Annotated in this window: 25 protein-coding genes; 12 read left to right on the top strand and 13 right to left on the bottom strand. The window is 71.0% G+C overall.

Annotation, left to right across the window (positions count from 1 at the left end):
* Positions 1-9: 9 nt before the first annotated feature.
* Positions 10-783: a hypothetical protein gene (locus tag GQF42_RS23300; RefSeq protein WP_158922885.1), complete on the top strand. Its 774-nt coding sequence runs from the start codon at positions 10-12 to the stop codon at positions 781-783.
* A gap of 22 nt (positions 784-805) precedes the next feature.
* Here GQF42_RS23300 and GQF42_RS23305 read toward each other — a convergent pair whose 3' ends face one another.
* The 3 genes from GQF42_RS23305 to GQF42_RS23315 form a co-directional block, all read right to left on the bottom strand.
* Positions 806-1789 (bottom strand): DUF1648 domain-containing protein, encoded by a 984-nt coding sequence (locus tag GQF42_RS23305; RefSeq protein WP_233273431.1) that lies wholly within the window; start codon positions 1787-1789, stop codon positions 806-808.
* Complete coding sequence (locus GQF42_RS23310) at positions 1786-2136, bottom strand: GntR family transcriptional regulator (RefSeq protein WP_158922887.1); 351 nt, start codon at positions 2134-2136, stop codon at positions 1786-1788. The genes GQF42_RS23305 and GQF42_RS23310 overlap by 4 nt, the downstream gene beginning before the upstream one ends.
* Positions 2137-2273: 137 nt before the next feature.
* Positions 2274-3185, bottom strand: a complete 912-nt coding sequence (locus GQF42_RS23315; protein ID WP_199272764.1) for a D-alanyl-D-alanine carboxypeptidase family protein — start codon at positions 3183-3185, stop codon at positions 2274-2276.
* Positions 3186-3374: 189 nt separating this feature from the next.
* Here GQF42_RS23315 and GQF42_RS23320 point away from each other — a divergent pair, with 189 nt between their 5' ends.
* A complete protein-coding gene (locus tag GQF42_RS23320; protein WP_233273432.1) occupies positions 3375-4070 on the top strand; it encodes a GntR family transcriptional regulator in 696 nt (231 codons plus the stop codon).
* Positions 4071-4072: 2 nt separating this feature from the next.
* A complete protein-coding gene (locus GQF42_RS23325; protein WP_233273433.1) occupies positions 4073-5377 on the top strand; it encodes an MFS transporter in 1305 nt (434 codons plus the stop codon).
* 237 nt (positions 5378-5614) lie between these two features.
* Here the strand turns inward: GQF42_RS23325 and GQF42_RS23330 are convergent, their stop codons facing one another.
* A complete protein-coding gene (locus GQF42_RS23330; protein WP_158922891.1) occupies positions 5615-6439 on the bottom strand; it encodes a maleylpyruvate isomerase family mycothiol-dependent enzyme in 825 nt (274 codons plus the stop codon).
* 182 nt (positions 6440-6621) lie between these two features.
* Between GQF42_RS23330 and GQF42_RS23335 the strand changes: the two genes are divergently transcribed.
* On the top strand, positions 6622-7446 hold the full coding sequence (locus GQF42_RS23335) for a carbon-nitrogen family hydrolase (RefSeq protein ID WP_158922893.1): 825 nt from the start codon (positions 6622-6624) through the stop codon (positions 7444-7446).
* A 65-nt stretch (positions 7447-7511) separates the two neighbouring features.
* Here the strand turns inward: GQF42_RS23335 and GQF42_RS23340 are convergent, their stop codons facing one another.
* Entirely contained in the window at positions 7512-8006 is a 495-nt protein-coding gene (locus tag GQF42_RS23340; protein WP_158922895.1) for an LURP-one-related/scramblase family protein, read from the bottom strand.
* A gap of 31 nt (positions 8007-8037) precedes the next feature.
* Positions 8038-9072, bottom strand: a complete 1035-nt coding sequence (locus tag GQF42_RS23345; RefSeq protein ID WP_158922897.1) for a GlxA family transcriptional regulator — start codon at positions 9070-9072, stop codon at positions 8038-8040.
* A gap of 52 nt (positions 9073-9124) precedes the next feature.
* On the opposite strand from GQF42_RS23345, the gene GQF42_RS23350 reads away from it, so the two are divergent.
* On the top strand, positions 9125-9511 hold the full coding sequence (locus GQF42_RS23350; RefSeq protein ID WP_158922899.1) for a cupin domain-containing protein: 387 nt from the start codon (positions 9125-9127) through the stop codon (positions 9509-9511).
* A gap of 142 nt (positions 9512-9653) precedes the next feature.
* Here GQF42_RS23350 and GQF42_RS23355 read toward each other — a convergent pair whose 3' ends face one another.
* From GQF42_RS23355 to GQF42_RS23365, 3 genes are all read right to left on the bottom strand, one after another.
* Positions 9654-9905 carry a hypothetical protein gene (locus GQF42_RS23355; RefSeq protein WP_158922901.1) on the bottom strand — a complete coding sequence of 84 codons (252 nt, stop codon included), beginning with the start codon at positions 9903-9905 and terminating at the stop codon, positions 9654-9656.
* 66 nt (positions 9906-9971) lie between these two features.
* On the bottom strand, positions 9972-11294 hold the full coding sequence (locus GQF42_RS23360) for a M18 family aminopeptidase (RefSeq protein ID WP_158922903.1): 1323 nt from the start codon (positions 11292-11294) through the stop codon (positions 9972-9974).
* Positions 11295-11366: 72 nt separating this feature from the next.
* Complete coding sequence (locus tag GQF42_RS23365) at positions 11367-13193, bottom strand: acyl-CoA dehydrogenase (protein ID WP_158930479.1); 1827 nt, start codon at positions 13191-13193, stop codon at positions 11367-11369.
* 176 nt (positions 13194-13369) lie between these two features.
* Between GQF42_RS23365 and GQF42_RS23370 the strand changes: the two genes are divergently transcribed.
* From GQF42_RS23370 to GQF42_RS23385, 4 genes are all read left to right on the top strand, one after another.
* Entirely contained in the window at positions 13370-13852 is a 483-nt protein-coding gene (locus GQF42_RS23370; RefSeq protein ID WP_158922905.1) for an SseB family protein, read from the top strand.
* 40 nt (positions 13853-13892) lie between these two features.
* Positions 13893-14414 carry a hypothetical protein gene (locus tag GQF42_RS23375; protein WP_158922907.1) on the top strand — a complete coding sequence of 174 codons (522 nt, stop codon included), beginning with the start codon at positions 13893-13895 and terminating at the stop codon, positions 14412-14414.
* Between the two features lie 130 nt (positions 14415-14544).
* Positions 14545-15522: a pirin family protein gene (locus GQF42_RS23380; protein WP_158922909.1), complete on the top strand. Its 978-nt coding sequence runs from the start codon at positions 14545-14547 to the stop codon at positions 15520-15522.
* 174 nt (positions 15523-15696) lie between these two features.
* Positions 15697-16800, top strand: coding sequence for an AI-2E family transporter (locus tag GQF42_RS23385; protein ID WP_158922911.1), 1104 nt, complete (start codon positions 15697-15699; stop codon positions 16798-16800).
* On the opposite strand, the gene GQF42_RS23390 is transcribed toward GQF42_RS23385, so the two are convergent.
* The gene (locus GQF42_RS23390) at positions 16713-18893 is read right to left on the bottom strand and encodes a SpoIIE family protein phosphatase (protein ID WP_158922913.1); all 2181 of its coding nucleotides are present in this window, start codon (positions 18891-18893) and stop codon (positions 16713-16715) included. The genes GQF42_RS23385 and GQF42_RS23390 overlap by 88 nt on opposite strands.
* 222 nt (positions 18894-19115) lie before the next feature.
* Here GQF42_RS23390 and aspS point away from each other — a divergent pair, with 222 nt between their 5' ends.
* Positions 19116-20879: an aspartate--tRNA ligase gene (gene aspS / locus GQF42_RS23395; RefSeq protein ID WP_158922915.1), complete on the top strand. Its 1764-nt coding sequence runs from the start codon at positions 19116-19118 to the stop codon at positions 20877-20879.
* Positions 20880-20969: 90 nt separating this feature from the next.
* On the opposite strand, the gene GQF42_RS23400 is transcribed toward aspS, so the two are convergent.
* Positions 20970-21659: a hypothetical protein gene (locus GQF42_RS23400; protein WP_158922917.1), complete on the bottom strand. Its 690-nt coding sequence runs from the start codon at positions 21657-21659 to the stop codon at positions 20970-20972.
* A 188-nt stretch (positions 21660-21847) separates the two neighbouring features.
* Here GQF42_RS23400 and GQF42_RS23405 point away from each other — a divergent pair, with 188 nt between their 5' ends.
* Both GQF42_RS23405 and GQF42_RS23410 read left to right on the top strand, forming a co-directional pair.
* Entirely contained in the window at positions 21848-22081 is a 234-nt protein-coding gene (locus GQF42_RS23405) for a Scr1 family TA system antitoxin-like transcriptional regulator (RefSeq protein WP_375989374.1), read from the top strand.
* Positions 22078-22287, top strand: coding sequence for a DUF397 domain-containing protein (locus tag GQF42_RS23410; RefSeq protein ID WP_158922919.1), 210 nt, complete (start codon positions 22078-22080; stop codon positions 22285-22287). The genes GQF42_RS23405 and GQF42_RS23410 overlap by 4 nt, the downstream gene beginning before the upstream one ends.
* A gap of 73 nt (positions 22288-22360) precedes the next feature.
* On the opposite strand, the gene metG is transcribed toward GQF42_RS23410, so the two are convergent.
* Together metG and GQF42_RS23420 are read right to left on the bottom strand one after the other, a co-directional pair.
* A complete protein-coding gene (metG, locus tag GQF42_RS23415; protein ID WP_158922921.1) occupies positions 22361-23977 on the bottom strand; it encodes a methionine--tRNA ligase in 1617 nt (538 codons plus the stop codon).
* A gap of 93 nt (positions 23978-24070) precedes the next feature.
* Positions 24071-25825, bottom strand: a complete 1755-nt coding sequence (locus tag GQF42_RS23420) for a VWA domain-containing protein (protein WP_158922923.1) — start codon at positions 25823-25825, stop codon at positions 24071-24073.
* Positions 25826-25858: the final 33 nt, after the last annotated feature.

Consider the following 25858-nt stretch of genomic DNA (forward strand, 5'->3'; position numbering starts at 1 on the left):
GCTGGTGGCATGAAGAAATCGACTGCCGCCCGTCCTGGTTCCTCCCCCGTCCGCCGTGTCGCCGCCGTCGCGGGCGTCGCCGTCCTCGCCGCTACGGCGGCGGTGTGTGCGCCGGTTGCCGCGTACGCAGCGCCCCGTGCCGTCGCCGCTTCCGCGGCCGACTTCAGCGACTGCCCGCCCCTTCCCGACGGTGTCGACCCGGCCCGCTGGAGATGCGAAGTGCACGCCGCGGCACCGCGGTTGACCATGGGCAAGGTCACGGTGGCGCTCGCCCCGATCACCATGACGCACGCAGAGGGCCCGATGCCGGACGGCGGCGACGGGCAGGTGTGGGGCGCGATGCACAGCACGCCGACGGCCGTGCCGGGCGGGCTGACCGGCACCCCCGCGGGTGATCGCTCGGCGGCCCTGGGGCTGGCGATACGGCCGGAGTACGGAGGCCGGTCCGATTTCTACACCGGCCGGTTCAGCCTCCGCTTCCGGCTCCTGAGCCCGCTGCTGCCGCACGGCTGCACCGTCGGGGCGAGGGCACCCGTCGACTTCAGACTGAAGCGGTCCGGCCCCTCCACGCGGATCTCCCAGGACCCGCCGGTGATCGCTTTCTCGGCGTACGACGACACATTCACCGCCCCGGCCGCCGAGGACTGCGGCCCGCTCACCGGCCCTCTCAACCACCGGCTCGGCCTGCCGGCGACCACGGGAAACCTGATGACCTACGACGCCACGTACACCTTCAAGACCTACGACCAGCTCCCGGCGAAGGAGGTCCGACGTCTGCGCTGACAGCGCTTCGGCCGACGCCGCCTCAGCCCCGTCGGCGCAGGGCGTTCAGCAGGGCCGCGCCGCGTTCGGCGTCGTCCACGCTGACCGCGAAATCACTGCGGCGTCCCCGGGGGCGTATGACCAGGCAGTCGCCCGCCCGGAGCATGACCGTCGTACCGAGACCGCTGAGGCGATAGCCCCAGCCGCCGACCTGGGACGGCAGCCGGTGCTCGGCGCGGGCGGACTCGATGGCGGCCGTCGGCCAGCGGCGGGCGGGCCAGCCGAGCGGGCCGAACGCCACCTCCAGGCCCGCCTCCGACACCTTGGCCCGCACCGAGGAGAAGAGGGCGCAGGCGAGGGCGGTGACGCCGCAGACCGTGCACAGCGGCCACACCATCACGGGGCTCGCCAGGCCGACGGCGAGGACCACGAGCGCGGCGGCGGCGATCAGGACGCCGGCCGCGGCGAGCAGTTGCAGCCAGGGGTTGGCCGCGCGCGAGAACCACACCAGCCGCTCGCCCTCGGGCAGGTCCAGCTCGGGTGGTGCGGCGGTGGGCGCGGTGGCGGCGGAGCGGACGCTCAGCCGCCAGGCGACGGCACCCGCGACCGCCGCCAGGGCCAGGATCAGCACGATGCCCCAGGCAGGCTGGCGCGCCTGGTGCCAGTCCGTGAGGTCGAGGTTCGCCCTGACGATGGAGGCCTGTGCGCCGACGAGGACCACGCCCGTGGGTGCCAGCGCGATCGACAGCCAGGGGTGGCGGCCCGTCCAGGGACGGCGCCGGCACACGGACAGCGCGAGGGCGATCAGCAGCCACACCCCGGCCGGGAACAGGGCGGCCGCCCACAGCGGCATCGAGCTGTCAGGGGCCGCGTCGCCGCTCCAGTGCGTGGCCAGCCGGTCCGGAAGCCGGCCGTGCGCGGCCCAGGGCAGGACCGTGAGCAGCGCGGCCACGGCCGCAATGCAGCCCGCGGCCCCCCAGCGCGCGGCACGCAACCGTACGTCTTTCCGCTCGTCCCCGTCCGTCATGTGGTCATCCCCCGGATCATGTCGATGAGGTCGGTGCGGCTGTAGCCCAGCCGGGATGCCTCCGCGACCAGTTCCCGCACCTTGATCTGCAGTCCGGAGCGCCCGGCGGCCCCGTCGGCGACGGTGATCCCGCGCCCCCGGCGGAACTCCAGCAGGCCCTCGTCGCGCAGTTCGCGCAGGCCGCGCAGGACGGTGTTGACGTTGATGCCCAGGACCTCGGAGAGGTCGCGGGCGGAGGGCAGCCGGTCGCCCGCGCGGCACTCGCCCTCGGCGACGGCCCGCCGGATCACCGCCGCGACCTGCTCGTGCAGGGGGCGGGTGTCGGTCCTGTCCAGACGCAGCAGCATGGTGCTAATGACACTAGCACCATGCTCTTCATCCCGGCAGTGCCGGGCCGGCGTCCTGCCCTCGTCCGGGCAGCAGAACGGGCCCGCCGCAGGGTGCGACGGGCCCGTGGTGCCTGGGCGGGGCGGCCGGCCGGATGTCAGCCGAGCCTGGCGAAGCCGTAGCTGAGGAGCTTCTTCGCGTCCGACTCGCGCTGGGGGATGGAGGTGGAGGCGAGAACGGTGCCGATGACCGTCCTGCCGTTCCGGGTCGCGGCGAAGACCAGGCAGTACTTGGCCTCCGGGCCGGAGCCGGTCTTCACGCCGATGGTGCCGCTGTAACTGCTGAGCAGACCGTTGGTGTTGGTCCACGCGGCCATCGTGCGGGTGCTGCCCGTCTTGGTGACGGTCTTCGCGGTGTACGACTTGGTCTTCACGATCGCGCGGAAGTTGGCGTTCTTCATCGCGCTGCTGGCGATCTTCGTCAGGTCGCGCGGCGTCGAGTAGTTGTTGCCCTGACCGATGCCGTCGAACGAGTCGAAGTGCGTGTTCTTCAGACCAAGGCTCTTGGCGGCGCTGTTCATCTTGCCGATGAAGTTCGCCACGCGCGCATCACGGGTGGAGCCGGAGCCGTAGGTGTCGGCGAGCGCGTAGGCGGCGTCGCAGCCCGACGGCAGCATCAGGCCGTACAGCAGCTGACGGACGGTGACCTTGTCGCCGACGATCAGGTGCGCCTGGGAGGCGTTGTACTTGACGACGTAGTCGCTGTACGCCTTCTGGATCGTCACCTTCTTGTCGAGGTTGAGGTTCGACTGCGCGAGCACGACCTTGGCAGTCATGATCTTGGTGGTGGAGCCCGTGGACCGCTTGGTGTCCGCTGCCTTCGTGTAGAGCGAGGAGCCGTTCGCGTTGTTCATCACGTAACCGCCCGCGGCCACGATCGAGGGCGTTGTGACGGCCTGAGCGGGCACCGCGGTGAGGGCGCCGGTCGCGAGCAGCGCGCCGGAGGTGACGGCGACGGCGGCGGCTCTGCGGATACGGATCCTGCGGGTGCCGTGAATGCCGGTAATCAAAGTAAAATACCCCGATTGTCTTGAATGCCCCTGAAGTGCGGCCGGGTTGAGGTGGCAAGAGCAGAGGGCCGCACGTGTGAGACACGTAGGTAGCACAGAAGGTTGTGCGGTTGCTGCCGAAGATTTCGGCCACGTCCGCATGATGGACGCCGGCACCGCATGCGTACGTGTTGTATCTATCCTGTGGGCATGATGACGGCCGTCCAGAAGTCCGCCCCTCCGACGAACCCGCCGGCGAACCAGTCGATGAAGCAGCCCCCCGCCGCCGACCGCGTCTACACCCATGTCAAACAGGGCGTGCTCGACCGCCGTTACCAGGGCGGGACCCTGCTCACCGAGGGCGAGCTGGCCGAGGCCGTCGGGGTCTCGCGCACCCCCGTGCGCGAAGCGCTGCTGCGCCTGGAGGTCGAGGGCCTCATCCGGCTCTACCCGAAGAAGGGCGCCCTGGTCCTGCCCGTCTCCGCGCAGGAGATCGCCGACGTCGTGGAGACGCGTCAGCTGGTCGAGGAGCACGCCGCGCGCAAGGCCGTACCCGCCCCGCCCGGGCTGCTCGAGCGGCTGGCCGAACTGCTGGAGCAGCAGAAGACGCAGGCCGCCGCCGGGGATCTGGCCGCGGCAGCGGTGACCGACCGCACCTTCCACGCCGAGATCGTGCGCAGCGGCGGCAACGAGATCCTGTCCCGGCTCTACGACCAGCTGCGCGACCGCCAGCTGCGGATGGGCGTCGCCGTCATGCACTCGCACCCGGACCGGATCGCCAAGACCCTCGCCGAACACGAGGAGATCCTGGACGCGTTGCGGGCCGGGGACGCGGAGGCGGCCGTCGAGGTCGTGCACCGGCACGTGACCTGGTTCGAGCACCTCGCGCGGGGTGAGGTGCGATGAGCATGACGACCAGCAAGGCCACCCTCCCGGGTGACCCGCCGGGCGGCCGACGTGCCGTCGCCGTGTGGTCCATAGGCGTCGCCGTCTACTTCGTCGCCGTCATCTTCCGTACGTCACTTGGTGTGGCGGGTCTGGACGCGGCGGCCCGTTTCCACGTCAACGCCTCCGCGCTGTCCACGTTCTCGATCCTCCAGCTGCTGGTCTACGCCGGCATGCAGATACCCGTCGGCCTGCTGGTCGACCGGCTCGGCACGAAGAAGGTGCTGAGCATCGGCGCCGTGCTGTTCACGGCCGGGCAGCTGGGCTTCGCCTTCTCGCCGTCGTACGGCACCGCCCTGGCCTCTCGGGCACTGCTCGGCTGCGGTGACGCCATGACCTTCATCAGTGTGCTGCGGCTCGGCACCCGCTGGTTCCCGGTCCGGCGCGGGCCGATGGTCGCGCAGCTCGCGGGGCTGGTCGGCATGGCGGGCAACCTCGTCTCCACCCTGGTCATCGCCCGCTTGCTGCACGGCATCGGATGGACCCCGGCGTTCGCGGGCAGCGCGCTCGCGGGCGTGGTCGTCCTGGTGCTGACCCTGCTGTTCCTGAAGGACCACCCCGAGGGGTACGAGCCGGAGCCGTCCCCGCACCAGGGCGCGGCCTATGTCCGCCGGCAGATCGCGGCGGCCTGGCGGGAGCCGGGGACGCGGCTGGGGCTGTGGGTGCACTTCACCACCCAGTTCCCGGCGATGGTGTTCCTGCTGCTGTGGGGCATGCCGTTCCTGGTCCAGGCGCAGGGGCTCAGCCGGGCCACGGCCGGTGAGCTGCTCACACTGGTGGTCCTGTCCAACATGGTGATCGGGCTCGTCTACGGCCAGATCGTCGCCCGGCACCATGCCGCGCGGCTGCCGCTCGCGCTCGGGACGGTGGGGGCGACGGCGCTGCTGTGGGCGGCGACGCTGGTCTACCCGGAGCCGCATGCGCCGATGTGGCTGCTGGTGGTGCTGTGCAGCGTGCTCGGGGCGTGCGGGCCTGCCTCGATGCTCGGCTTCGACTTCGCCCGGCCGGCCAACCCGCCCGAGCGACAGGGGACGGCGTCGGGGATCACCAACATGGGTGGTTTCGTGGCCTCGATGACGACGCTGTTCGCTGTCGGGGTGCTGCTGGATGCCACCGGTGACGACTACTCCGTGGCGTTCTCGGCGGTGTTCGTGCTGCAGGCGCTGGGGGTGTCGCAGATCCTGCGGCTGCGTGGACGAGCCGCCCGGCGTGAGCGTGAGCGGTTGGTCGCCAGCCGGGTGGAGACGGTGCACGTGCCCGCGGCGTAGCCCGCTCTGCCTGCCATCGGCGCACCACCCGTTTCCGGTCGCCCGGGGGGCCGGACAGCCTGCTCGGGCGCTCGCCGTCGGCGGCTGCCCGCCGGGCATCCGCCCCGACGTCACCCCGAGGCACCACGACCGCCCCGGTGTCACGGCCGAGCCGGTCCTCGGCTCCGGTCCGGCAAGCCGGCCCCCGGCTCCGGTCCCGGTGTGCGGTGTCCTGTCGTCGGCAGGTGCGTCCCGCCGCTACGGCGTCACCGTGAAGTTGCGCAGGATCGCCGCCGTCAGGTCCGGGTCGCCCTCGGTCTTCAGGCGGTCGGCCACCGCCTCGGGGGTCACCCGGCCGCAGGCCAGGCGGACGTAGGTCTCCCAGTCGAGGGTGAGGGTGGCGGCGGGACCGAGGGCCGGGGCCGTTTCCAGGGTGCCCCGCCCCTGGATGTCGACGCGGATCGTGCGCAGGAACTCCACCGGGCCGTGCACGTCGAAGACGATCGCCGAACTGCGCGGCGCGTCCGCGTCCTTCGCGACCACCTTGGGCAGCGCCTCCAGCAGGACGTCCCGGGTGATGTGCGCGCCGGGCGAGTCGAGGTTGCCGGGACGGCCCAGGGCCGTGCGCAGGTCCTGCTCGTGCACCCACACGTCGAACGCCCGGGCGCGGTAGGCCTGTTCCAGGGTGACTTCCGCCCCCAGCGGGCCGCGCATCGTGGTGCCGGGGTCACGGGACTCGCCCCGCAGCTGGCGGTTGCGGCGGATGACCGTGTACTCCAGCTCGGCCGTCATCTCCGGCGCCGTGTGGTGGCGGCGCACGTCGACCTGCATCTCCATGTACCGCTGGTGCTCGGTGGCGACGTGGAAGAGGTCGCGGGGCAGGGAGTGGATGGGGCGCGGGTCGCCGAGCATCTCGCAGTCCAGGCCGATCACATGGGACACGATGTCCCGCACCGACCAGCCCGGGCACGGGGTCCGCCGGTTCCACTCGCCCTCGGCAAGCGACTGGACCATCTCGGATATCGCGTCGATGGAGTGGGTCCAGGCGTCGGCGTAGGGCTGGAGGGTGGGATGCAGACTCACGGAACGGGACCCCTCGGCGGTCGGTACACGGGCAGGTTGTGGCGGCGTTGCCAGCGGGCGGCGGCGGCACGGCGGCGGGTGTCTGAGTGGCTAAGTTACGCTGCCTTCAGGCACCCCGGCAGTGCTTTCGTGTGACGATCGTAGGCCTGTGTGGACGACTCGAATGCCAGGACGGTGGTAGTGTGCGCGCCTCGCTGATCCAGATCGCCGTGAACGAGGACGAATCGGTCGACTCCCGGCGGCAGCGGGTGGCTGCGCTCGTCCGGGAGCAGGCCGGTGCCGACCTCGTGGTCCTGCCCGAACTGTGGACCACTGGCGCGTTCGCCTTCGAGGAGTTCGGCCGCGAGGCCGAGCCGCTCCAGGGGCCGACGTACGAGACGATGGCCAAGGCCGCGAGCGATGCGGGTGTGTGGCTGCATGCCGGCTCCATCCCGGAACGGGCCGTGTCCGGCAGCGGCTCCGCCGCGCAGGACGGGACCCTCTACAACACCTCTCTCCTCTTCTCCCCCTCCGGTGAGCCGGCTGCCGCCTACCGCAAGATCCACCGCTTCGGCTTCGACAAGGGCGAGGCCGTGCTGATGGGCGCGGGGCAGGAACTGGTGACGGTACGGCTGCCCGAGACCACGCTGGGTGTGGCCACCTGCTACGACCTCCGTTTCCCCGAACTCTTCCGCTCACTCGTCGACGCCGGCGCCGAGACCCTCGTCATCCCGGCGGGCTGGCCCGAGCGGCGACGCGCGCACTGGACGCTGCTGGCCCAGGCACGGGCGGTGGAGAACCAGGCGTTCGTGCTCGCCTGTGGAACGGCCGGGACCCATGCGGGAGTTCCGCAGGCGGGTCACTCGATCGTGGTGGATCCGTGGGGCGAGGTGCTCGCGGAGGCGGGCCCGGGCGAGGAGGTCCTCACGGTCGACTTCGACCCGGCGAAGGTGGCGGCCACCCGCGAGCAGTTCCCGGTCCTGAAGGACCGGGTGCTCGGCCTGCAACCGCCCCGCCACCAGGGCTGACCCCCGCCCCGCCGGCCGCGCCCCTTCAGGGCGCTGCCGGACCGCAGCCGACTTCGTTCGACCGCTCAGTCCGCCTCGCGCTCCTTCTCGGCCAGGTGGATCACGCACACCCCCACCGCGATCAGCAGCGCCGGGTCCGCGTCCTCCCGTACGACGTCGACGCCGTAGGTCTCCCGCAGGTGCAGCCACCGCCGGGAGATCACGGCGAGGAGTTCGCCGTCGTACTCGACGACGAACTCACGGTCCAGGATCTTCCCGCTGACGTCCAGCTCGGTGCCGTCCGCCATGGCGACCCGGTAGTGGTTGCGCAGCAGGGACAGCCGCTTGCGCCTGATCCTGGCCAGGCCCTCGCCGTCCCGCTCGATCACCATCGTGTCGCGCAGGGCGAACATCTTCTGGTGGATGTCGATCAGGACGCGTCCCTGGGTGTCCTTCAGCTCGAAGGTGTCCCGCAGCCGCATCGCCTTGCCGTCGACGAGGAACACCTTCCGGCCGTGCTCGTCCTCGATCCAGTAGTCTTCACCGATGCCGAGGAGCCGGTCGCGTACGAGGAATCTCATGTGGGTACCGTTCCCCGTGCCGCGTTGATCATCACTGGCCCGCCGGCCCGAAACGTCTGCGGTAGGCCGACGGGCTCAGCCCCGTCTCCCGGCGCAGCCGGTCCCGCAGGTTCGCCGCCGTGCCCAGGCCGCAGCCGGCCGCTACGACGTCCAGGCGCTCCTCGCCCCGCTCGATGAGCCGGCAGGCCAGCGCCACGCGCTCCCCGGTGAGCCAGGCCAGCGGGGTCGTGCCCAGCTGGGCACGGAAGCGGCGGTGCAGCGTGGCGGGGCTGACGGCCGCGCGGGCGGCGAGGTCGGCCACCGTCAGCGGCTCGCCCAGCCGCTCCTGTGCCCAGGACAGCAGCGGGCCGAGCGACGCGTCGGGCACGTCGGGCACCGGGCGTTCCACGAACTGCCGCTGGCCGCCGTCCCGGTGGGCGGCGAAGACGAGACGCCGGGAGACGGCGTTGGCGAGTTCGGCGCCGTGGTCGCGGCGCCAGATGTGCAGCCCGAGGTCGAGCGCGGCCGCGCTGCCGGCGGCGGTGAGCAGGTCGCCCTCGTCCACGAACAGCACGTCCGGCTCCAGCAGCACCTGGGGGTGCAGGTCCCGGAAGGTGTCCGCCCACATCCAGTGGGTGGTGGCCCGGCGGCCGTCCAGCAGTCCGGCCTCGGCGAGGGCGAAGCTGCCGGTGCAGAAGCTGACGACCCGTGCTCCGCGCGCGTGCGTGCGGCGGATGGCGTCGAGGACGTCGGCACCGCGCGGTACGACGTTGTCCGGGCGTCCCGGTACGACAAGGGTGTCGGCCTCGTCCACCGCCTCCAGGCCGGGCACGCCGGTCAGAGTGAAGAACCCGTGGTTCATCCGGGCCGCGGAGCCGGGCGTGCACAGCGTGATCTCGTACAGCGGCCCGTGGCCGCCCAGTTCGGGCCTGGGCAGGCCGAACAGTTCGGTGGCGACGCCGACCTCGAAGGGGTTGGTTCCCTCGTCGACGATCACGGCGACCCGATGAGTCCGATGAGTCCGATGAGTCCGATGAGTCCGATGAGCCGGACGGGCCGGGCGCGAGTGAGAGGATCCTTGCGGCATATGCGATTTCTAGCACTCGTCTGCGGGCCCCGGTCACCCGCACCCTGAACCCATGGAACCCATCTCCCTGGAAAAGGCCCTCGCCTCCTTCGACGAGTGCTGGAGCCCCCGTATCGTCGCCGCCGTCAACGACTACGACGTCCGTATCGCCAAGTTCGAGGGTGAGCACGTCTGGCACGTGCACGAGGACACCGACGAGTTCTTCCTGGTCCTGGACGGCGAGGTGCACCTCGGACTGCGTGAGGCGACCGGGGCACGCACGGTCGTGCTGTCCCGGGGATCGGTGTTCACCGTCCCGCGCGGCACCGAGCACAAGCCGTTCGCGCCCCGGCGCGCCGAGGTCCTCCTCTTCGAGCCGACCGGCACGCTCTCGGTCGGCGACCGGCACGAGGAGGTGCCGGACCATGTGGATGTGACCACCGGTCACGCGCTGACGTAGCACGCGGCGAGTCCGTCCGGGCCAGTGATCGTCGCCGAGGGCGGGGCGGGGCGGACCGGCCGCCGCCGGTGCCGGCGAGGACGGCGGGGACGGACGACGAGAAGTACCCTTCGGCTCCTCGGCTCCTCGGGCGCTGTGGCGCTCAGACGCCGTAGCCGTCGCTGTAGCCGTCGACGTGGTGGTGGTGAGGCTTCTCCTCCTCCACCACCGGCGTCGGCGGGACGACGACCCGGCGGCGGCGTGCGATGCCGCTGAACGTCGTCACGCCGATCAGGCCCACGGCCATCAGGATCAGCCCGACGACCGGGATGTTGACGCCGTGCATGTGCCAGTCGGTCGCGAACGTCAGGATGGCTCCCACGGCGATGAGAATGATGCATCCGCCGAGCCCCATGAGAACTCGCCTCCCCTTCCGGTTCCGGAATCTCCGGTCCCTTCCGGGTACCCGGCGCGGCCCGGGCTAGCCCTCCAGGAACGCCACCAGTGCGTTGGCCAGCAGGAACGGGTCGTCGGCACCGCACAGTTCGCGCGCGCTGTGCATCGAGAGGATCGCGACGCCGATGTCCACCGTGCGGATGCCGTGGCGGGCCGCGGTGATCGGGCCGATCGTGGTGCCGCAGGGCATGGCGTTGTTGGAGACGAAGGTCTGGAAGGGGACGTTCGCCTTCTCGCAGGCCGCGGCGAAGACCGCACGGCCCGAACCGTCCGTGGCGTAGCGGTTGTTGACGTTGACCTTGAGGATCGGGCCGCCGTTGACCCGGGGGTGGTGGGTGGGGTCGTGGCGCTCGGCGTAGTTGGGGTGGACGGCGTGGCCGGTGTCGGAGGACAGGCACACCGTGCCGGCGAAGGCGCGGGCCCGGTCCTCCCACGAGCCGCCGCGCGCGAACACCGAGCGTTCCAGGACCGATCCGAGCAGCGGGCCGTCCGCGCCGGTGTCCGACTGGGAGCCGTTCTCCTCGTGGTCGAAGGCGGCCAGCACGGGGATACGGGTCAGCGGGGCGCCGGAGGTTGCGACGGCGGCCAGGGCGGCCGTGCCCGCGTGCACCGAGAGCAGGTTGTCCATGCGCGGCCCGGCGAGCAGTTCCCGGTCCCGGCCGAGGTAGGCCGGCGGCTCCACCGGGTGCACCATCAGGTCCCAGCCGGTCACCCAGCCGGCCGTGAGGCCGGCCTCCTGCTCCAGGAAGGCGATGAGGTCGCCCTCGCGCACGTCGTTGCCGAGGCCCCACACCGGCTGCAGGTGGCGCTGCTTGTCGAGCTTGAGGCCCTCGGTGCTGACCGAGCGGTCCAGGTGGATGGCCAGTTGGGGGACGCGCAGCAGCGGGCGGTCCACGTTCACCAGGGTCGAGGAGCCGTCGCGCAGGGTGAGCCGGCCGGCCAGCCCCAGGTCCCGGTCCAGCCAGGAGTTCATCAGCGGACCGCCGTAGATCTCGACGGCGACCTGGCGCCAGCCGTGCGCGCCGGTGTCCGGCTGCGGCTTGATCCGCAGGTTCGGGGAGTCGGTGTGCGCGCCGATGATGTGGAACGGGGTGTGCGGCTCGGCGCCCTCGGGGACGTACCAGGCGATGAGCGCGCCCCCGCGCAGTACGTACCGGCCGCCGCTGCCGGTGGCGGACGTCGCTGCTGCCTCCGTGTCCCAGGCGTCCGTCTCCGCGACCTGCTTGAAACCCGCCTTCTCCAGTCGCTCGGCGGCGGTGGCCACCGCGTGGTACGGCGACGCTCCGGCCGCCAGGAAGGACATCAGGTCGTCGGTGTGGCCGCGGTCGAAGCGGGCTGGTGCGCTCATGGGATTCACCTTAACGACGTGTACGGGCTCGCTCCCGGTATGGGAGCGAGCCCGTGGGACCGAATCGACGGACTAGAACGCGGCCTCGTCCAGCTCCATCAGGTCCAGCTCGACGTTCCCGGCGACCTTGCGGGCCAGGGTGACGCCCGGCAGCACGTTCGCCGCGAAGAACTTCGCCGCGGCGATCTTGCCGGTGTAGAAGGCCTTGTCCTTCGCCGAGGCGGTGGCCAGCTTCTCGGCCGCGATCGCGGCGCCCTTGAGCAGCAGGTAGCCGACGACGACGTCACCGGTGGCCAGCAGCAGGCGGGTGGTGTTCAGGCCCACCTTGTAGATGTTCTTGGTGTCCTGCTCGGTGGCGGCGAGGTCGGTCAGCATCAGGCCGACGATCGCCTCCAGCTCCACGGCCGCCTTGGCCAGGTGCTCACGGGCGCCGGCCAGCTCCTCCCCGCCGGTGCCGAGCGCCAGGAACTTCTTGATGTCCTCGGCGAGCCCGTTCAGCGCGGCGCCCTGGTTGCGGACGATCTTCCGGAAGAAGAAGTCCTGGCCCTGGATCGCCGTGGTGCCCTCGTACAGGGTGTCGATCTTGGAGTCCCGGATGTACTGCTCGATCGGGTACTCCTGGAGGAAGCCGGAGCCGCCGAAGGTCTGCAGCGACTGGGCGAGCTGCTCGTAGCCCTTCTCGGAGCCGTAGCCCTTGACGATCGGCAGGAGCAGGTCGTTCAGCGCGTGCTCGGCGGAGGCGTCCTCGCCGTTCGCCTCCTTGACCTGGATCGCGTCCTGGATCGAGGCGGTGTACAGCACGAGGGCGCGCATGCCCTCCGCGTACGCCTTCTGCGTCATCAGCGAGCGGCGCACGTCCGGGTGGTGGGTGATGGTGACCTTGGGCGCGGTCTTGTCCATGAAGTTCGCCAGGTCCGGGCCCTGGACGCGCTCCTTTGCGTACTCCAGCGCGTTCAGGTAGCCCGTGGACAGCGTGGAGATCGCCTTCGTGCCGACCATCATGCGGGCGAACTCGATGATGCGGAACATCTGGCGGATGCCGTCGTGCTTGTCGCCGATGAGCCAGCCCTTGGCGGGGTGCTGGTCGCCGAAGGTCATCTCGCAGGTGTTGGAGGCCTTCAGGCCCATCTTGTGCTCGACGTTGGTGGCGTAGGCGCCGTTGCGCTCGCCCAGCTCGCCGGTCTCGAAGTCGAAGTTGTACTTGGGCACGAGGAAGAGGGACAGGCCCTTGGTGCCGGGGCCTGCGCCCTCGGGGCGGGCGAGCACGTAGTGGAGGATGTTCTCCGACATGTCATGCTCACCGGAGGTGATGAAGCGCTTCACGCCCTCGATGTGCCAGGAGCCGTCCTCCTGCTGGACCGCCTTGGTGCGGCCGGCGCCCACGTCGGAGCCCGCGTCGGGCTCGGTGAGCACCATCGTGGAGCCCCACTGCTTCTCCACGGCGATCGAGGCGATGTGCTTCTGGACCTCGTTGCCCTCCTCGAAGAGGATGCCGGCGAAGGCCGGGCCCGAGGAGTACATCCACACGGCCGGGTTGGCGCCCAGGATCAGCTCGGCGTAGGCCCAGATCAGGGAGCGGGGCGAGGTGGTGCCGCCGATCTCCTCGGGCAGGCCGAGGCGCCAGTACTCGGAGTCCATGAAGGCCTGGTAGCTCTTCTTGAAGGACGCGGGTACCGGAGCGGTGTTGGTCTCCGGGTCGAAGACCGGCGGGTTGCGGTCGGCGTCGGCGAAGGACTCGGCCAGCTCGTTCTCGGAGAGGCGGGTCAGCTCCTCCAGCACGCTCTTGGCGGTCTCGACGTCCATCTCCTCGAACGGGCCGGTGCCGTACACCTTGTCGCGCCCCAGTACTTCGAAGAGGTTGAACTCGATGTCGCGGAGATTCGGCTTGTAGTGCCCCATGGCGACGGCTCCGTAGAGGGATCGGCGAGGCACTGACTCCTCGCACCTAAGTTCACGTACCAACAAGTGGCTACGATGATGCTACCCGTCGGTAATAAGACGCAACCCCTACCGGTTCAAGTGTGAGCAGGGTCTACTCCGCCCCGCTCGCCAGGAGCCCTCGGTACGCTTGCGCCATGTACGGATACGGCCAGCCCATGGACGGTGGTGCTGCTCAGCAGCAGTACGCCACGCCGCAGCAGATGCCGGGCGGTGTCGGCGGGTACGGCCAGCAGCCGCCGCTCTACCCGGAGCCGTCCCCGCCCTCCCTCGCGGACGCGGTGCGCGCCTTCACCACCGGGCAGATGTCCGCCGAGGACTTCCAGCAGATCTTCGCCACGTCGAAGGTGTACTGCCCGCGCGGCGACACTCCCGGCTTCCTCGCCCTGCACAACACCCAGCAGCCGGTGATCCCGATGTTCACCTCGCTGAAGGAGCTGCGCCGGTACGCGGGCAAGGAGTCCAAGTACTTCGTGATCACCGGCGCCGAGGTGATCGACCTGCTGCCGACCGGCTACGGCTTCGTCCTGGACATGGAGGGCGAGCACCGGATGGTGTTCGACGCGAAGGCGGTCGAGCAGATGGTGGAGTTCGCGATGCGCCGGATGTACGGCGGCTGAACCCTCCCTCCTGCCGGGCGAGTTGGCCTACTGTGCCGGTGTGGCCCCGACCGACACGCCGGCCCCGGCTCGTGCGTACCGAGTGTGGTGGGCCGGTGGCGCCGCCTTCGCGGCGGTGGCGTGCGCGCCGAGGGTCGCCGGGGGCGTCGCGGTCTGGTGCTGTGCCCCCGCCCTGCTCGCCTGCGGCTGGATGGGCACGCTGGGTGGTGGGTGGCTGCTGTGCGCGGCCCGGGCGCTGCGTGCGCGCGGGGTCGTGGCGGAAGGGCGGCTGGAGCGGCCCTGTGAGAAGAGCGTCGACGACGCCGTCCTGAGGTGCCACGTCTACGCGTACACCGGCACGCGCGGTGAGCCGCGCACCTGTACGTGCGTCGACACGCGCGGTGCCGCCTGGGTGCGGGTCCTCTACGACCCCGCCGACCCCGACGGGAGCAGCCGGATCGGCACCCGTACCGCGGGGATGCTGGCGTTCGGCGTCCTCCTGCTGCCGGCGTTCGGGGTTCCTGCGCTGGTCGGCAGGGCGGGGGCGGCCGTGCTCGCCGTGTTCCTCGCCTGCGCGGGGTGATTCATGTCCTATATGTCATGTGATGCCCACCTGTCGGAGCCCGAGGGGAATTCCCTCCGGGCTCTTTCTGTTGTGGGGTGGCAGAAAGTTCAACGCTCAACTAAAGTGGTTGCACAAGGAGGTACCGACCATGCCTGCAGTGACCGTCGAGAACCCGTTGACGCTGCCCCGTGTGACCGCTCCCGCAGACGCCGTCGCGCGTCCGGTGCTGGCCGTCACCACCGCTCCGAGCGGTTTCGAGGGTGAGGGCTTCCCGGTGCGCCGGGCGTTCGCCGGGATCAACTACCGCCACCTCGACCCGTTCATCATGATGGACCAGATGGGCGAGGTGGAGTACGCGCCGGGCGAGCCCAAGGGCACCCCCTGGCACCCGCACCGCGGCTTCGAGACCGTCACCTACATCATCGACGGGATCTTCGACCACCAGGACTCCAACGGCGGTGGCGGCACCATCACCAACGGCGACACCCAGTGGATGACCGCGGGCTCGGGCCTGCTGCACATCGAGGCGCCGCCGGAGGCCCTCGTCGTGTCCGGCGGTCTCTTCCACGGCCTGCAGCTGTGGGTGAACCTGCCCGCCAAGGACAAGATGATGGCCCCGCGCTACCAGGACATCCGCGGCGGCCAGGTCCAGCTGCTCACCTCTCCCGACGGCGGCGCGCTGCTGCGCGTCATCGCGGGCGAACTGGACGGTCACCAGGGTCCCGGCATCACGCACACGCCGATCACGATGATCCACGCGACCCTCGCCCCGGGCGCGGAGATCACCCTGCCCTGGCGCGAGGACTTCAACGGCCTGGCCTACGTCCTCGCGGGCCGCGGCAGCGTCGGTGCGGACCGCCGGCCGATCCAGCTCGGCCAGACCGCCGTCTTCGGCGCCGGGTCCGCGCTGACCGTCCGCGCGGACGAGCAGCAGGACAGCCACACCCCGGACCTGGAGGTCGTCCTCCTCGGCGGGCAGCCGATCCGTGAGCCGATGGCCCACTACGGCCCGTTCGTCATGAACACCCGCCAGGAACTGCAGCAGGCCTTCGAGGACTTCCAGAAGGGCCGGCTGGGGACCATCCCCGCGGTGCACGGGATGACCGCCGAGGGTCCGCAGGACTGACGTACCCGTACGACCCGCCGCACCCGGTCCGCTCAGGCGGGCCGGGTGCGGCGTTCTCCCGGCCGGCAGGATCGACGCGGGTTTTCACGGGCACGGCGCACCCGGTCGGGCACGGCTCACCCGGTCGGCCGACCGCGGCAGGACACCCGTGGACGCCCATGATCCGCTGGACGCGTGCAGCTGCTCCCCGACGCCCTACGCCGCCTCGCCGCCTGGTGCGCGGTGCTGCTGCTGGCCGCGGGGGTGGGGTGGGTGGGGGTGCGGTTGTGCGGGGAGTTCCGTACAGCCGTCACGCCGGTGCTGCTCGCGCTGCTCGGCACCGCACTGCTCGGGCCGCTGTACCGGCAGCTCGTGCGGGCCGGAGTGCCGGCGTCGGTGGCGGCCGGGCTCACCTGCGTCGCCGTCGTGGCCGTCGTCGGCGGTGCCGTGTACATCGTCGTCGCGGCGCTCGTCGACACCGGGGACCAGATCGTCGCCTCGCTGCGCAACGCCGCCAAAGGGGTCTCGGCGCACTTCGGGGCCGCCGGGACCGGGCTCGACGACCTCGCCGTCAACGCGCGGCAGCTGCTGGGCAAGTTCGGCGGTACGGCCGCGTCCAACGTCATCAGCGGGGTCAGCGTCGTGGGCGAGAGCATCGCCATGGCCGTGCTCGCGCTGCTGCTCGTCTTCTTCTTCCTGCGCGACTCCCACCGGGCCGTCGAAACACTGCGGGCCGTCGCGCCCGCCGGCACCTCCGACACGCTGGAGGCCGTCGCCCGGCGGGCCTTCGAGGCGGTGGAGGGGTTCATGCGCGGGACGACCCTCATCGCGCTCATCGACGCCCTGTGCATCACCGTCGGCCTGCTGATCCTCCGGGTACCCGGCGCGATCGGGCTCGGCGCGCTCGTCTTCGTCGGTGCCTACATCCCCTATCTCGGGGCCTTCATCTCCGGTGCCGTCGCGGTCCTGGTCGCCCTCGCCGACCGCGGCTTCGTCATCGCGCTGTGGTCGCTCGGGGTCGTGCTCGCCGTGCAGGTGCTGGAGGGGCATGTGCTGCAGCCCGTCATCCAGAGCCGGACCGTACAGATGCATCCGGCGGTCGTCATGCTCGCCATCACCGCCGGGGCGTCCGTCGCGGGGATCCTGGGGATGCTGCTGGCCGTGCCGCTGACCGCGGCCGCCTTCGGAGTCGTCCAGGAACTGCGGACGCGTTACGCCGCGCCCGCCGAGGATGTCCCCGCCGAGGCGGCGCCTGCCGAGGAGGCGCCCGCCGAGCCGCCCGAGCCGCCCGGCTCGTAGAGCTCGAACCAGATGCTCTTGCCCTCGCCCCGCGGCTCCACGCCCCAGGCGTCCGCAAGCAGTTCGATCAGCATCAGGCCACGGCCGGACGAGGCCAGTTCGCCGGGCCGGCGCCGGTGCGGCAGGTCGTCGCCCGCGTCGGTGACCTGCGCCCTGAGCCGCCGCGTGCCGGGCTCGCCGGTCACCTCGGCCAGCAGCAGCGCGTCGGCGTCGGTGTGCACGAGCACATTGGTGAGCATCTCCGAGACCAGCAGCGCCGCCGAGTCGACCTGCTCGGGACAGGTCCAGTCGTGCAGCAGCTCGTGCAGGTGGCGGCGGGCCTCGGCGACCCGGTCCGGCTCGTCCTGGGCCACCGACAGCAGGGTGCGCCGGATTGCGGGCCGGGCGGCGCCCTCCTGCGGCCGGCTCAGCAGCATCAGCGCGATGTCGTCCTCGCGGCGGTCGGCCAGCGGGCCGGTGGTGTAGTGCGAGGACGGCCCGTGCACGCCCTGCACCAGCTCGTCCGAGAGCGACTCGACGTCGACCCCGCCGTCCCCCCGGTGGGCCTCCAGGATCTTGCGCAGCCGCTGCCAGCCGCTGTCCAGGTCGTGCCCGCCGGTCTCGATCAGCCCGTCGGTGCACAGCATCAGCGTCTCGCCGGGTTCCAGGGTGAACCGGGTCGTCGGATAGTCCGCGTCCGGGTCGATGCCCAGCGGCAGTCCGCCCGCCGTCGGCCACATCATCACCGTGCCGTCGGCCATCCGGATCGCCGGGTCCGGATGCCCGGCCCGGGCGATCTCCAGCATTCCGGTCGCCGGGTCGGCCGCCGCGTACACGCAGGTCGCAAAGCGCAGGCCGGCCATCTCCTCGTCATGGGCGTCGTGCGTGATGCCGTGCAGGAAGCGGGAGGCGCGGGTGAGCACGGCATCCGGGCGGTGGCCCTCGGAGGCGTAGGCGCGCAGGGCGATGCGCAGCTGGCCCATGAGGCCCGCAGCCCGTACGTCATGACCCTGGACGTCCCCGACGACCAGCGCGAAACGGCCGGCGGGCAGCGGGATCAGGTCGTACCAGTCGCCGCCGACCTGGAGTCCGCCGCCGGTCGGGATGTACCGGGCGGCCACCTGCATTCCCGGGATCCGCGGGCCCAGCGAGGGCAGCATGGAGCGCTGCAGGCCGTCCGTCAGTTCCCGCTCGGTCTCGGCGGCACCGGCCCGGGACAGCGCCTGGGCGAGCATTCTCGCGACGGTCGTCAGGACCGCGCGCTCGTCGGGTGTGAACGCCACCGGATGCATGAAGGCCGCCATCCAGGCGCCCATCGTGCAACCGGCCACGGTCAGCGGGAGGAACGCCCAGGACTGGCGGCCGAAGGGCTTGGCGAGCGGCCAGGTGACGGGGTAGCGCTCCTTGTACTGCGCCGGGGAGGAGAGGTAGACGGCGCGTCCGGTGCGCGAGACCTCGGCCGCCGGATAGTCCGTGTCCAGCGGCATGTCGGAGAACGGGTTCATGTCGCCGGGCTCATGCCCGTGCTGGCCGATGATCGTCAGCCGGTCGCCCTCCACCCCGAAGACGACGAGTCCGTCCGGCGAGAACCCCGGCATCGACAGGGTGCCCGCCACCCGCAGCACCTCCGCGGTCGACCGTGCCTCCGCCAGCGCCCGGCCCGCGTCCAGCAGGAACGCCTCCCGCGAGCGCCGCCAGTCGCCGGTGACCGCGGTGCGGCCGGCCGGCGTGCCCGGGGCCGGTTCGGTGACCTCCTGCAGGGTGCCGATCAGCTCGTACGCCTGCCGCTCGGGGTCGTAGGAGGGCTTGGACCGGCTGCGGACGACCCGCAGGATGTTCCCCTGCTCGTCCATGATCCGGATACGCACCTCGGCGAGCGTGCCCTCGGCGACCGCCAGCGGGACCACCCCGGTGATCTCGTTCCAGTCGGCCGGGTGCAGCCGGGCCCGGGTCTGGGCCTCGGTGAGGGTGACCGGACGCGCGGGCAGCCCGAGCAGCCGCGCCGCCTCCGCGTCGACGGTGACCAGTCCTGCGGCCGTGTCCCAGTGCCACAGCCCGGTCGCGAGGGCGGCGAGGACGTCCCCGACGGACGGGAGAGGCTCGCGTGTGCGCATTGCCCCACTTTATGAAGATGCGCCCGAAGGGTGCCACCGTAGGAAAAGGAGGACCCTGGCCGCCCGTTTGTACGGAGGATCCTCCAGGGCGGGGCGCGGGAAAAGGGTGGGGAGCCGAGCTGGGGGTGCCCGGTACCCTTGATGGGTCCGGGCCCCGTGCCCGTTCCCACCGGCCGGCAGGCCCGGCGGGAGAAACCCCACCACGAAGGACGATGAACGACGATGCATCGGTACAGGTCCCACACCTGCGGCCAGCTCCGCGCCTCTGACGTCGGCACCGACGTCCGGCTGAGTGGCTGGCTGCACAATCGGCGCGACCTGGGCGGCATCCTCTTCATCGATCTGCGCGACCACTACGGCATCACGCAGCTGGTCGCCCGCCCCGGCACCCCCGCGTACGAGGCCCTGGACAAGATCTCCAAGGAGTCCACGGTCCGTATCGACGGGCGCGTTGTTTCACGTGGAACCGAGAACATCAACCCCGAGCTGCCCACCGGCGAGATCGAGGTCGAGGTCGCCGAGGTCGAGCTGCTGGGCGCCGCCGCCCCGCTGCCCTTCACGATCAACGCCGAGGACGGGGTCAACGAGGAGCGGCGCCTGGAGTACCGCTTCCTGGACCTGCGCCGTGAGCGCATGCACCGCAACATCATGCTGCGTACGGCGGTCATCTCGGCGATCCGGCACAAGATGACGGCGCTGGGCTTCAACGAGATGGCGACCCCGATCCTGTCCGCCACCTCCCCCGAGGGCGCCCGCGACTTCGTCGTGCCCTCCCGCCTGAACCCGGGCAAGTTCTACGCCCTGCCGCAGGCTCCGCAGCAGTTCAAGCAGCTGCTGATGATCTCCGGCTTCGACCGCTACTTCCAGATCGCGCCCTGCTTCCGTGACGAGGACGCCCGCGCCGACCGCTCGCCGGGCGAGTTCTACCAGCTCGACATCGAGATGAGCTTCGTCGAGCAGGAGGACGTCTTCCAGCCGGTCGAGAAGCTGATGACCGAGCTGTTCGAGGAGTTCGGCGGCGGCCGTCACGTCACCTCCCCCTTCCCGCGGATCCCGTTCCGCGAGGCCATGCTGAAGTACGGCTCCGACAAGCCGGACCTGCGCGCCAAGCTGGAGCTGGTGGACATCACCGACGTCTTCGAGGGCTCGGAGTTCAAGGCGTTCGCCGGCAAGCACGTGCGCGCGCTGCCGGTGCCGGCGGTCCAGGACCAGCCGCGCAAGTTCTTCGACCAGCTCGGCGACTTCGCCGTCTCGCTCGGCGCCAAGGGCCTGGCCTGGGTCCGCGTCGGCGAGGACGGCGCGCTGTCCGGCCCGATCGCGAAGTTCCTCACCGAGGAGAACGTCGCCGAGCTGACCAAGCGCCTCTCGCTGGCCCCCGGCCACGCGATCTTCTTCGGCGCGGGTGAGTTCGACGAGGTCTCCAAGATCATGGGCGCGGTCCGCGTCGAGGCCGCCAAGCGTGCCGGGCACTTCGAGGAGAACGCCTTCCGCTTCTGCTGGATCGTCGACTTCCCGATGTACGAGAAGGACGAGGACACCGGCGCGATCGACTTCTCGCACAACCCCTTCTCCATGCCGCAGGGCGGCCTGGAGGCTCTGGAGAACCAGGACCCGCTGGACATCCTGGGCTGGCAGTACGACATCGTCTGCAACGGCGTCGAGCTGTCCTCCGGCGCGATCCGGAACCACGAGCCGGACATCATGCTCAAGGCCTTCGAGATCGCCGGCTACGACCGGGAGACCGTCGAGGAGAAGTTCGCGGGCATGCTCCGCGCGTTCCGCTTCGGCGCCCCGCCGCACGGCGGCATCGCCCCCGGCGTGGACCGCATCGTCATGCTCCTCGCGGACGAGCCCAACATCCGCGAGACGATCGCCTTCCCGCTCAACGGCAACGCCCAGGACCTGATGATGGGCGCCCCGACCGAGCTGGAGGAGGCCCGCCTGCGCGAGCTGCACCTGAACATCAGGAAGCCGCAGCCCAAGTAGGACACGGCAGGGACTGCTCCGGCAGGAAGGGCCCGGAACCGGCACCGGTTCCGGGCCCTTCCGCCTGCCTGCCCCGCTCCACTCGCCGCTTCACTCGTCCTGCTCGTCCTCGGTGTCGGGGGACGCACCGTCCTCCAGCAACCGCTCGGCGATGTCGTCGGACCAGTGCTGGGCCCAGGCGCGCAGGGCGCCGACCTCGTCCTCGGCGAGGCCCTGGCGCAGAAAGTCCCGGTCGGCGTAGAAGTCCGTGCCGGTCAGCCGGGACTGGAGGGTGGCCAGGTCGAAGGGGTCATGGGCGTGCCGGCGGCCCAGCTCCTCCAGGTCGGGCAGGGAGAACCGGGCGGCGGCGGCCCGCGCGTCGATCAGGTCGACGGCCGCGCCCCGGTCGTACAGCGCACGGATCTTGGTACCGACAGCGTCCTGCAGGGACAGCGTGGGGCCGTACTCGGTCAGCTCCGGCGGCTGCCAGAACACCTCCTTGTGCAGCGTGAGGGTGCACCGCTCGCCGCTCTCCGGATCGCTGACCGTCAGCTGCGCGGTGAAGACGCTGACGGCCTCGGCGTGCACCTGCCGGCCCCGTGCCTCCAGGACGGCGCGGACGGCACCGGCGATCACCCCCGTCTGCTCGGCGCTCTCCGTGGCGAAGTCGAGATTCGCGTGCGGCCGGCGCAGCAGACCGTGCGCCTGGAGGGCGTATCCACCGGCGAGGACCAGCCCGTACGGGCCGCCCGCGGTGATGACATCGGCGAGGAGCCGGCGGTGGGGTTCGGGGACGTTCACGACAACGGACTCTGCCAGAGGAATTTCCCCTGCCGACGGCAACTCTTCCCGGCGCGGCGGCCACTGAGGGGTCGTAAGGCACGTTCGGCAACCTCCTGAGGACTCCGCCGTGGCAGCTCCCTCCCACCGCCGGTCCCTCCGCAGGCGGCGTTCCCTCGCTGTGTCGAGGCGTTCGCCAAGGCCGTCGAGTGGTAGTCCCTCAGTCCGGTGTGCGGGCGCTGGCGGAACTGGAGCAGAAGGCGGTTGAGACCGGCGTGTACGTCGGGCTCAGCATCCACGGCTTGTTGCAGACGCCCGAGCACGCGCGGGCGCTGTTCGAGGCGCGGCAGCCGCCCTACGAGGAGGAAGAGGTGCAGCGGGCCCAGGCCCTCACGCGAGGAGAGTCGCCCGCCTTCATCGAGCAAGTGCTAGGAGAGAAATGATCCGCAAAGCCTCCACCGGGGACACCTCCGAACCGGCGTGGTTCAAGAGCAGCTACAGCGACGGTACCGAGGGCGACTCACGCGTGGAGATCGCCATAGCACCCCGCACCGTCCCCGTCCGCGACTCCAAGAACGTCGCAGGTCCGCGGCGCGCGCTCGCGCCGAGCGCGTGGGCCGACCTCGTGGCGCACGCGTCGCGGAGCTGACCCAGGGCGCCGGTGCAGGCGGAGGCCCGGAAGCAAGTCGCTCCCAGGCCTCCTTGTACGAGGAACCACGCCCCTACGCGCTCGGCTTCTCCTCCAGGCGCGGGAAGAGGACCGCACCCTTGGTGACGGTGGCGCCCGCCTGCAGCCTGCCCCACTCGCCCGCGTCCTGGATCCGCTGCTCGGCGAGCGCGCCGAGGGAGGTCTGCGCGCCGAGGGAGTCCCAGAGCTTCTGGGAGGTCTCCGGCATGACCGGGTTGAGCAGGACGGCGACCGCCCGCAGCGACTCCGCCGCGGTGTAGAGGATGGTCGCGAGGCGCGCCCGGCCCTCCGCGGAGTCGTCCTTGGCCACCTTCCACGGCTCCTGCTCCGTGATGTAGCCGTTGACCTGCTTGACGAAGTCGAAGACGGCCAGGATGCCGCCCTGGAAGTCCAGCTCGTCGCCGATGCGCCGGTCGGCCTCGGCGACCGCCTTCGCCAGGCCGTCGTGGATCGCCTTCTCGGCCTCGCCGTCCGCGGTCGCCGCGGGCAGCGTGCCGTCGAAGTACTTGCCGACCATGGCGGCCACGCGGGAGGCGAGGTTGCCGTAGTCGTTCGCCAGCTCGCTCGTGTAGCGGGCCGAGAAGTCCTCCCAGGAGAAGGAGCCGTCCTGGCCGAAGGCGATGGCGCGCAGGAAGTACCAGCGGTAGGCGTCGACGCCGAAGTGCGAGGTGAGGTCCTGCGGCTTGATACCGGTCAGGTTCGACTTCGACATCTTCTCGCCGCCGACCATCAGCCAGCCGTTGGCGGCGACCTTGCCGGGCAGGGGCAGGCCCTGGGCCATCAGCATGGCCGGCCAGATCACCGCGTGGAAGCGGAGGATGTCCTTGCCGACCAGGTGGACGTCGGCCGGGAAGGTGGTCTCGAACTTCTCCTGGTTCTCGTTGTAGCCGACCGCCGTGGCGTAGTTCAGCAGCGCGTCGACCCACACGTAGATCACGTGCTTGTCGTCCCAGGGGATCGGGATGCCCCAGTCGAACGTCGAGCGGGAGATCGACAGGTCCTGCAGGCCCTGGCGGACGAAGTTCACGACCTCGTTGCGCGCGGACTCAGGCTGGATGAATCCGGGGTTCGCCTCGTAGTGGGCGAGGAGCTTGTCGCCGTACTCGCTCAGCCGGAAGAAGTAGTTCTCCTCGCTGAGGATCTCCACGGGCTTCTTGTGGATCGGGCACAGCTTCTGGCCCGCGTACTCGCCCTCGCCGTCGAGCAGCTCGCCCGGGAGCTTGTACTCCTCGCAGCCGACGCAGTACGGGCCCTCGTAGCCGCCCTTGTAGATCTCGCCCTTGTCGTACAGGTCCTGCACGAACTCCTGGACGCGGTCGGTGTGGCGCTTCTGCGTGGTGCGGATGAAGTCGTCGTTCGCGATCTCCAGGTGCTCCCAGAGAGGCTTCCAGGCCTCGGTGACGAGCTTGTCCGCCCACTCCTGGGGCGTCACCCCGTTCGCCTCGGCCGTGCGCATGATCTTCTGACCGTGCTCGTCCGTGCCGGTGAGGTACCACACCTTCTCACCGCGCTGGCGGTGCCAGCGGGTGAGCACGTCGCCTGCGACGGTCGTATAGGCGTGGCCCAGGTGAGGAGCGTCGTTGACGTAATAGATGGGCGTGGAGACGTAGAACGCCTTACCCGCCTGCTTCTCGGATCCAGTGGCCGCCATAAGTCGGAATCCTACTGGGCCCGCGGTGATCGACTCACACGCGTTTCGGGGGGTGGACGGTGTGGCCCACCCCCCGGGTGACGCGCTGCGGGCCTACGGGCGCCAGGTGGCGAGGACACCCTCGTACAGCTCGGTGTCCGTCAGCTCGCGGGGGGTGGGGCCCGCGTGGAAGAAGGACGTGTTGGCGGTCTTGAGCTTGCGGAGGTAGTCGAAGGCCTTGTTGTCGTGCTCTCCGAAGGCGACGAAGGAGAAGAAGACGGCGGGGTGGGTGTCCGCGGCTGCGGTCAGGGCCTGGGTCGCGGGGGTCTTCGCGTCCGGGGCGCCGTCGGTCTGGAAGACGACGAGGGCGGGAGTGCCGGGGGCGCCGTTCTTGTCGTGGTGGGTGAGTACGGCCTCCACGGCGGCGTGGTAGCTGGTACGGCCCATACGGCCGAGGCCGGCGTGGACGTCGTCGATCTTCGTCTCGTGGTCCGGGGTGAGGGTGAGGTCGGTGGTGCCGTCGACCTCCGTGGAGAAGAAGACGACGTGGACCGTGGCCTCGGCGTCCAGGTGGGCGGCGAGGGCGAGGGTCTGGTCGGCGAGGGCCTGGGCGGAGCCGTCCTTGTAGTACGCGCGCATGCTCGCGGAGCGGTCGAGGACGAGGTACAGCTTTGCCCGGGCACCGGTGAGGTCGGTCTTCCTCAGGGCGGCTGCGGCTGCCTTGTAGGCGGTGGCGAGGGCGGGGGTGCGGGACTTCACCTTGGTGAGGGGGGTGGCGGGTGCGGGTGCCTGCGGCGCCGGGGCCGGTTCCGCCTCGGCTTCGCCTTCGGCGTCCGTGTTCCCACCCGCACCACCCGTGCGGCTTTCGTTGTCGGGTGCCGGTGGCCCCTGCGGGGCGGTCTCGCCGTCGGCGGCCTGCGGTGCGCTCGTCTCCACGGCCACCGGTTCCGCCTGCTCCCCGGTTTCCGCCTGCTCCTCGGCTTCCGCCTCGGCCCTCGCCTGCGCGGGCTCTTCGTGCTCGGCCTTGGCTCCGGCTTCCGGGGCGGTGCCGGGCTTGGGCTGTTCCCCGGCCTTGGCCCCGGCTGTCTCGACGGCCGCCGGCTCGGGCTGCTCCTCCGTGCCGGGGGTTGCTTCCACGCCGGCCTCGGCCTCGGCCGTTGCCTGCGTCGGCGCCTCGGGCTCGGGCTGCTCCTCCGTGCCGGGGGTTGCTTCCACGGCGGCCTCGGCCTCGGCCGTTGCCTGCGTCGGCGCCTCGGGCTCGGGCTGCTCCTCCGTGCCGGGGGTTGCTTCCACGGCGGCCTCGGCATCGGCCGTTGCCTTCGCGGGGGCTTCCGTCTCGGGTGTTGCTTCCGCGGGGGCTTCCGTCTCGGGTGTTGCTTCCGCGGGGGCTTCGGCCTCGGCGGTTACCGCTTCGGTCACCTCGCCCTCCGCGGTCGCCTCGGCCCCGGGCTGTTCCTCCGTGTCGGGAGTTGCCCCTGCGGTCGCCTCGGCCTCCGTGGTGGCTTCGGTCTCGGCGGATGGTGCTTCGGTCGCTTCGGTCTCCGTGGTCGGCTCGGCCTCCGGTGTTGTTTCCGTGGCCTTCTCCGGCTCGGGGGTCGGCTTCGCCGTCGTCTCGGGCTTGGGGCGGGTGTGAGGTACGCCCTCCTCCGGCTGGCGGGGGACCTTGACGTTGTCGAAGGCCGCTGCCACGAGATCGTGTTCGTCGGGGGACGAGTGGCGGGGCTCGGGGACCGTGGCGGTCGGCTCCTCGGCAGCGGCGGGAGCCGGGGTGGCCGGTTGCGCCGAGCGTCGGTCCGCACCCTCTGCCTCGGCGGCCCGTCCCTTGCGTGAGCGGCCGAATGCGTTCCGCAGGAGAGTGAGAATGCCCATATGCGCAACCCTTCGCGTGAGTTGATGCCCGTA

It is taken from the genome of Streptomyces broussonetiae (genome assembly GCF_009796285.1).
In the GTDB taxonomy this organism is placed as follows: Bacteria; Actinomycetota; Actinomycetes; order Streptomycetales; family Streptomycetaceae; genus Streptomyces; species Streptomyces broussonetiae.

Excerpts from the sequence above, each read along its gene's own strand:
- GQF42_RS23300 (WP_158922885.1), top strand. The coding sequence starts at position 10 with ATGAAGAAATCGACTGCCGCCCGTCCTGGTTCCTCCCCCGTCCGCCGT.
- GQF42_RS23305 (WP_233273431.1), bottom strand. The coding sequence starts at position 1,789 with ATGACGGACGGGGACGAGCGGAAAGACGTACGGTTGCGTGCCGCGCGC.
- GQF42_RS23310 (WP_158922887.1), bottom strand. The coding sequence starts at position 2,136 with ATGCTGCTGCGTCTGGACAGGACCGACACCCGCCCCCTGCACGAGCAG.
- GQF42_RS23320 (WP_233273432.1), top strand. The coding sequence starts at position 3,375 with ATGATGACGGCCGTCCAGAAGTCCGCCCCTCCGACGAACCCGCCGGCG.
- GQF42_RS23325 (WP_233273433.1), top strand. The coding sequence starts at position 4,073 with ATGACGACCAGCAAGGCCACCCTCCCGGGTGACCCGCCGGGCGGCCGA.
- GQF42_RS23340 (WP_158922895.1), bottom strand. The coding sequence starts at position 8,006 with ATGAGATTCCTCGTACGCGACCGGCTCCTCGGCATCGGTGAAGACTAC.
- GQF42_RS23345 (WP_158922897.1), bottom strand. The coding sequence starts at position 9,072 with ATGCCGCAAGGATCCTCTCACTCGCGCCCGGCCCGTCCGGCTCATCGG.
- GQF42_RS23350 (WP_158922899.1), top strand. The coding sequence starts at position 9,125 with ATGGAACCCATCTCCCTGGAAAAGGCCCTCGCCTCCTTCGACGAGTGC.
- GQF42_RS23355 (WP_158922901.1), bottom strand. The coding sequence starts at position 9,905 with ATGGGGCTCGGCGGATGCATCATTCTCATCGCCGTGGGAGCCATCCTG.
- GQF42_RS23360 (WP_158922903.1), bottom strand. The coding sequence starts at position 11,294 with ATGAGCGCACCAGCCCGCTTCGACCGCGGCCACACCGACGACCTGATG.
- GQF42_RS23365 (WP_158930479.1), bottom strand. The coding sequence starts at position 13,193 with ATGGGGCACTACAAGCCGAATCTCCGCGACATCGAGTTCAACCTCTTC.
- GQF42_RS23370 (WP_158922905.1), top strand. The coding sequence starts at position 13,370 with ATGTACGGATACGGCCAGCCCATGGACGGTGGTGCTGCTCAGCAGCAG.
- GQF42_RS23380 (WP_158922909.1), top strand. The coding sequence starts at position 14,545 with ATGCCTGCAGTGACCGTCGAGAACCCGTTGACGCTGCCCCGTGTGACC.
- GQF42_RS23390 (WP_158922913.1), bottom strand. The coding sequence starts at position 18,893 with ATGCGCACACGCGAGCCTCTCCCGTCCGTCGGGGACGTCCTCGCCGCC.
- aspS (WP_158922915.1), top strand. The coding sequence starts at position 19,116 with ATGCATCGGTACAGGTCCCACACCTGCGGCCAGCTCCGCGCCTCTGAC.
- GQF42_RS23410 (WP_158922919.1), top strand. The coding sequence starts at position 22,078 with ATGATCCGCAAAGCCTCCACCGGGGACACCTCCGAACCGGCGTGGTTC.
- metG (WP_158922921.1), bottom strand. The coding sequence starts at position 23,977 with ATGGCGGCCACTGGATCCGAGAAGCAGGCGGGTAAGGCGTTCTACGTC.
- GQF42_RS23420 (WP_158922923.1), bottom strand. The coding sequence starts at position 25,825 with ATGGGCATTCTCACTCTCCTGCGGAACGCATTCGGCCGCTCACGCAAG.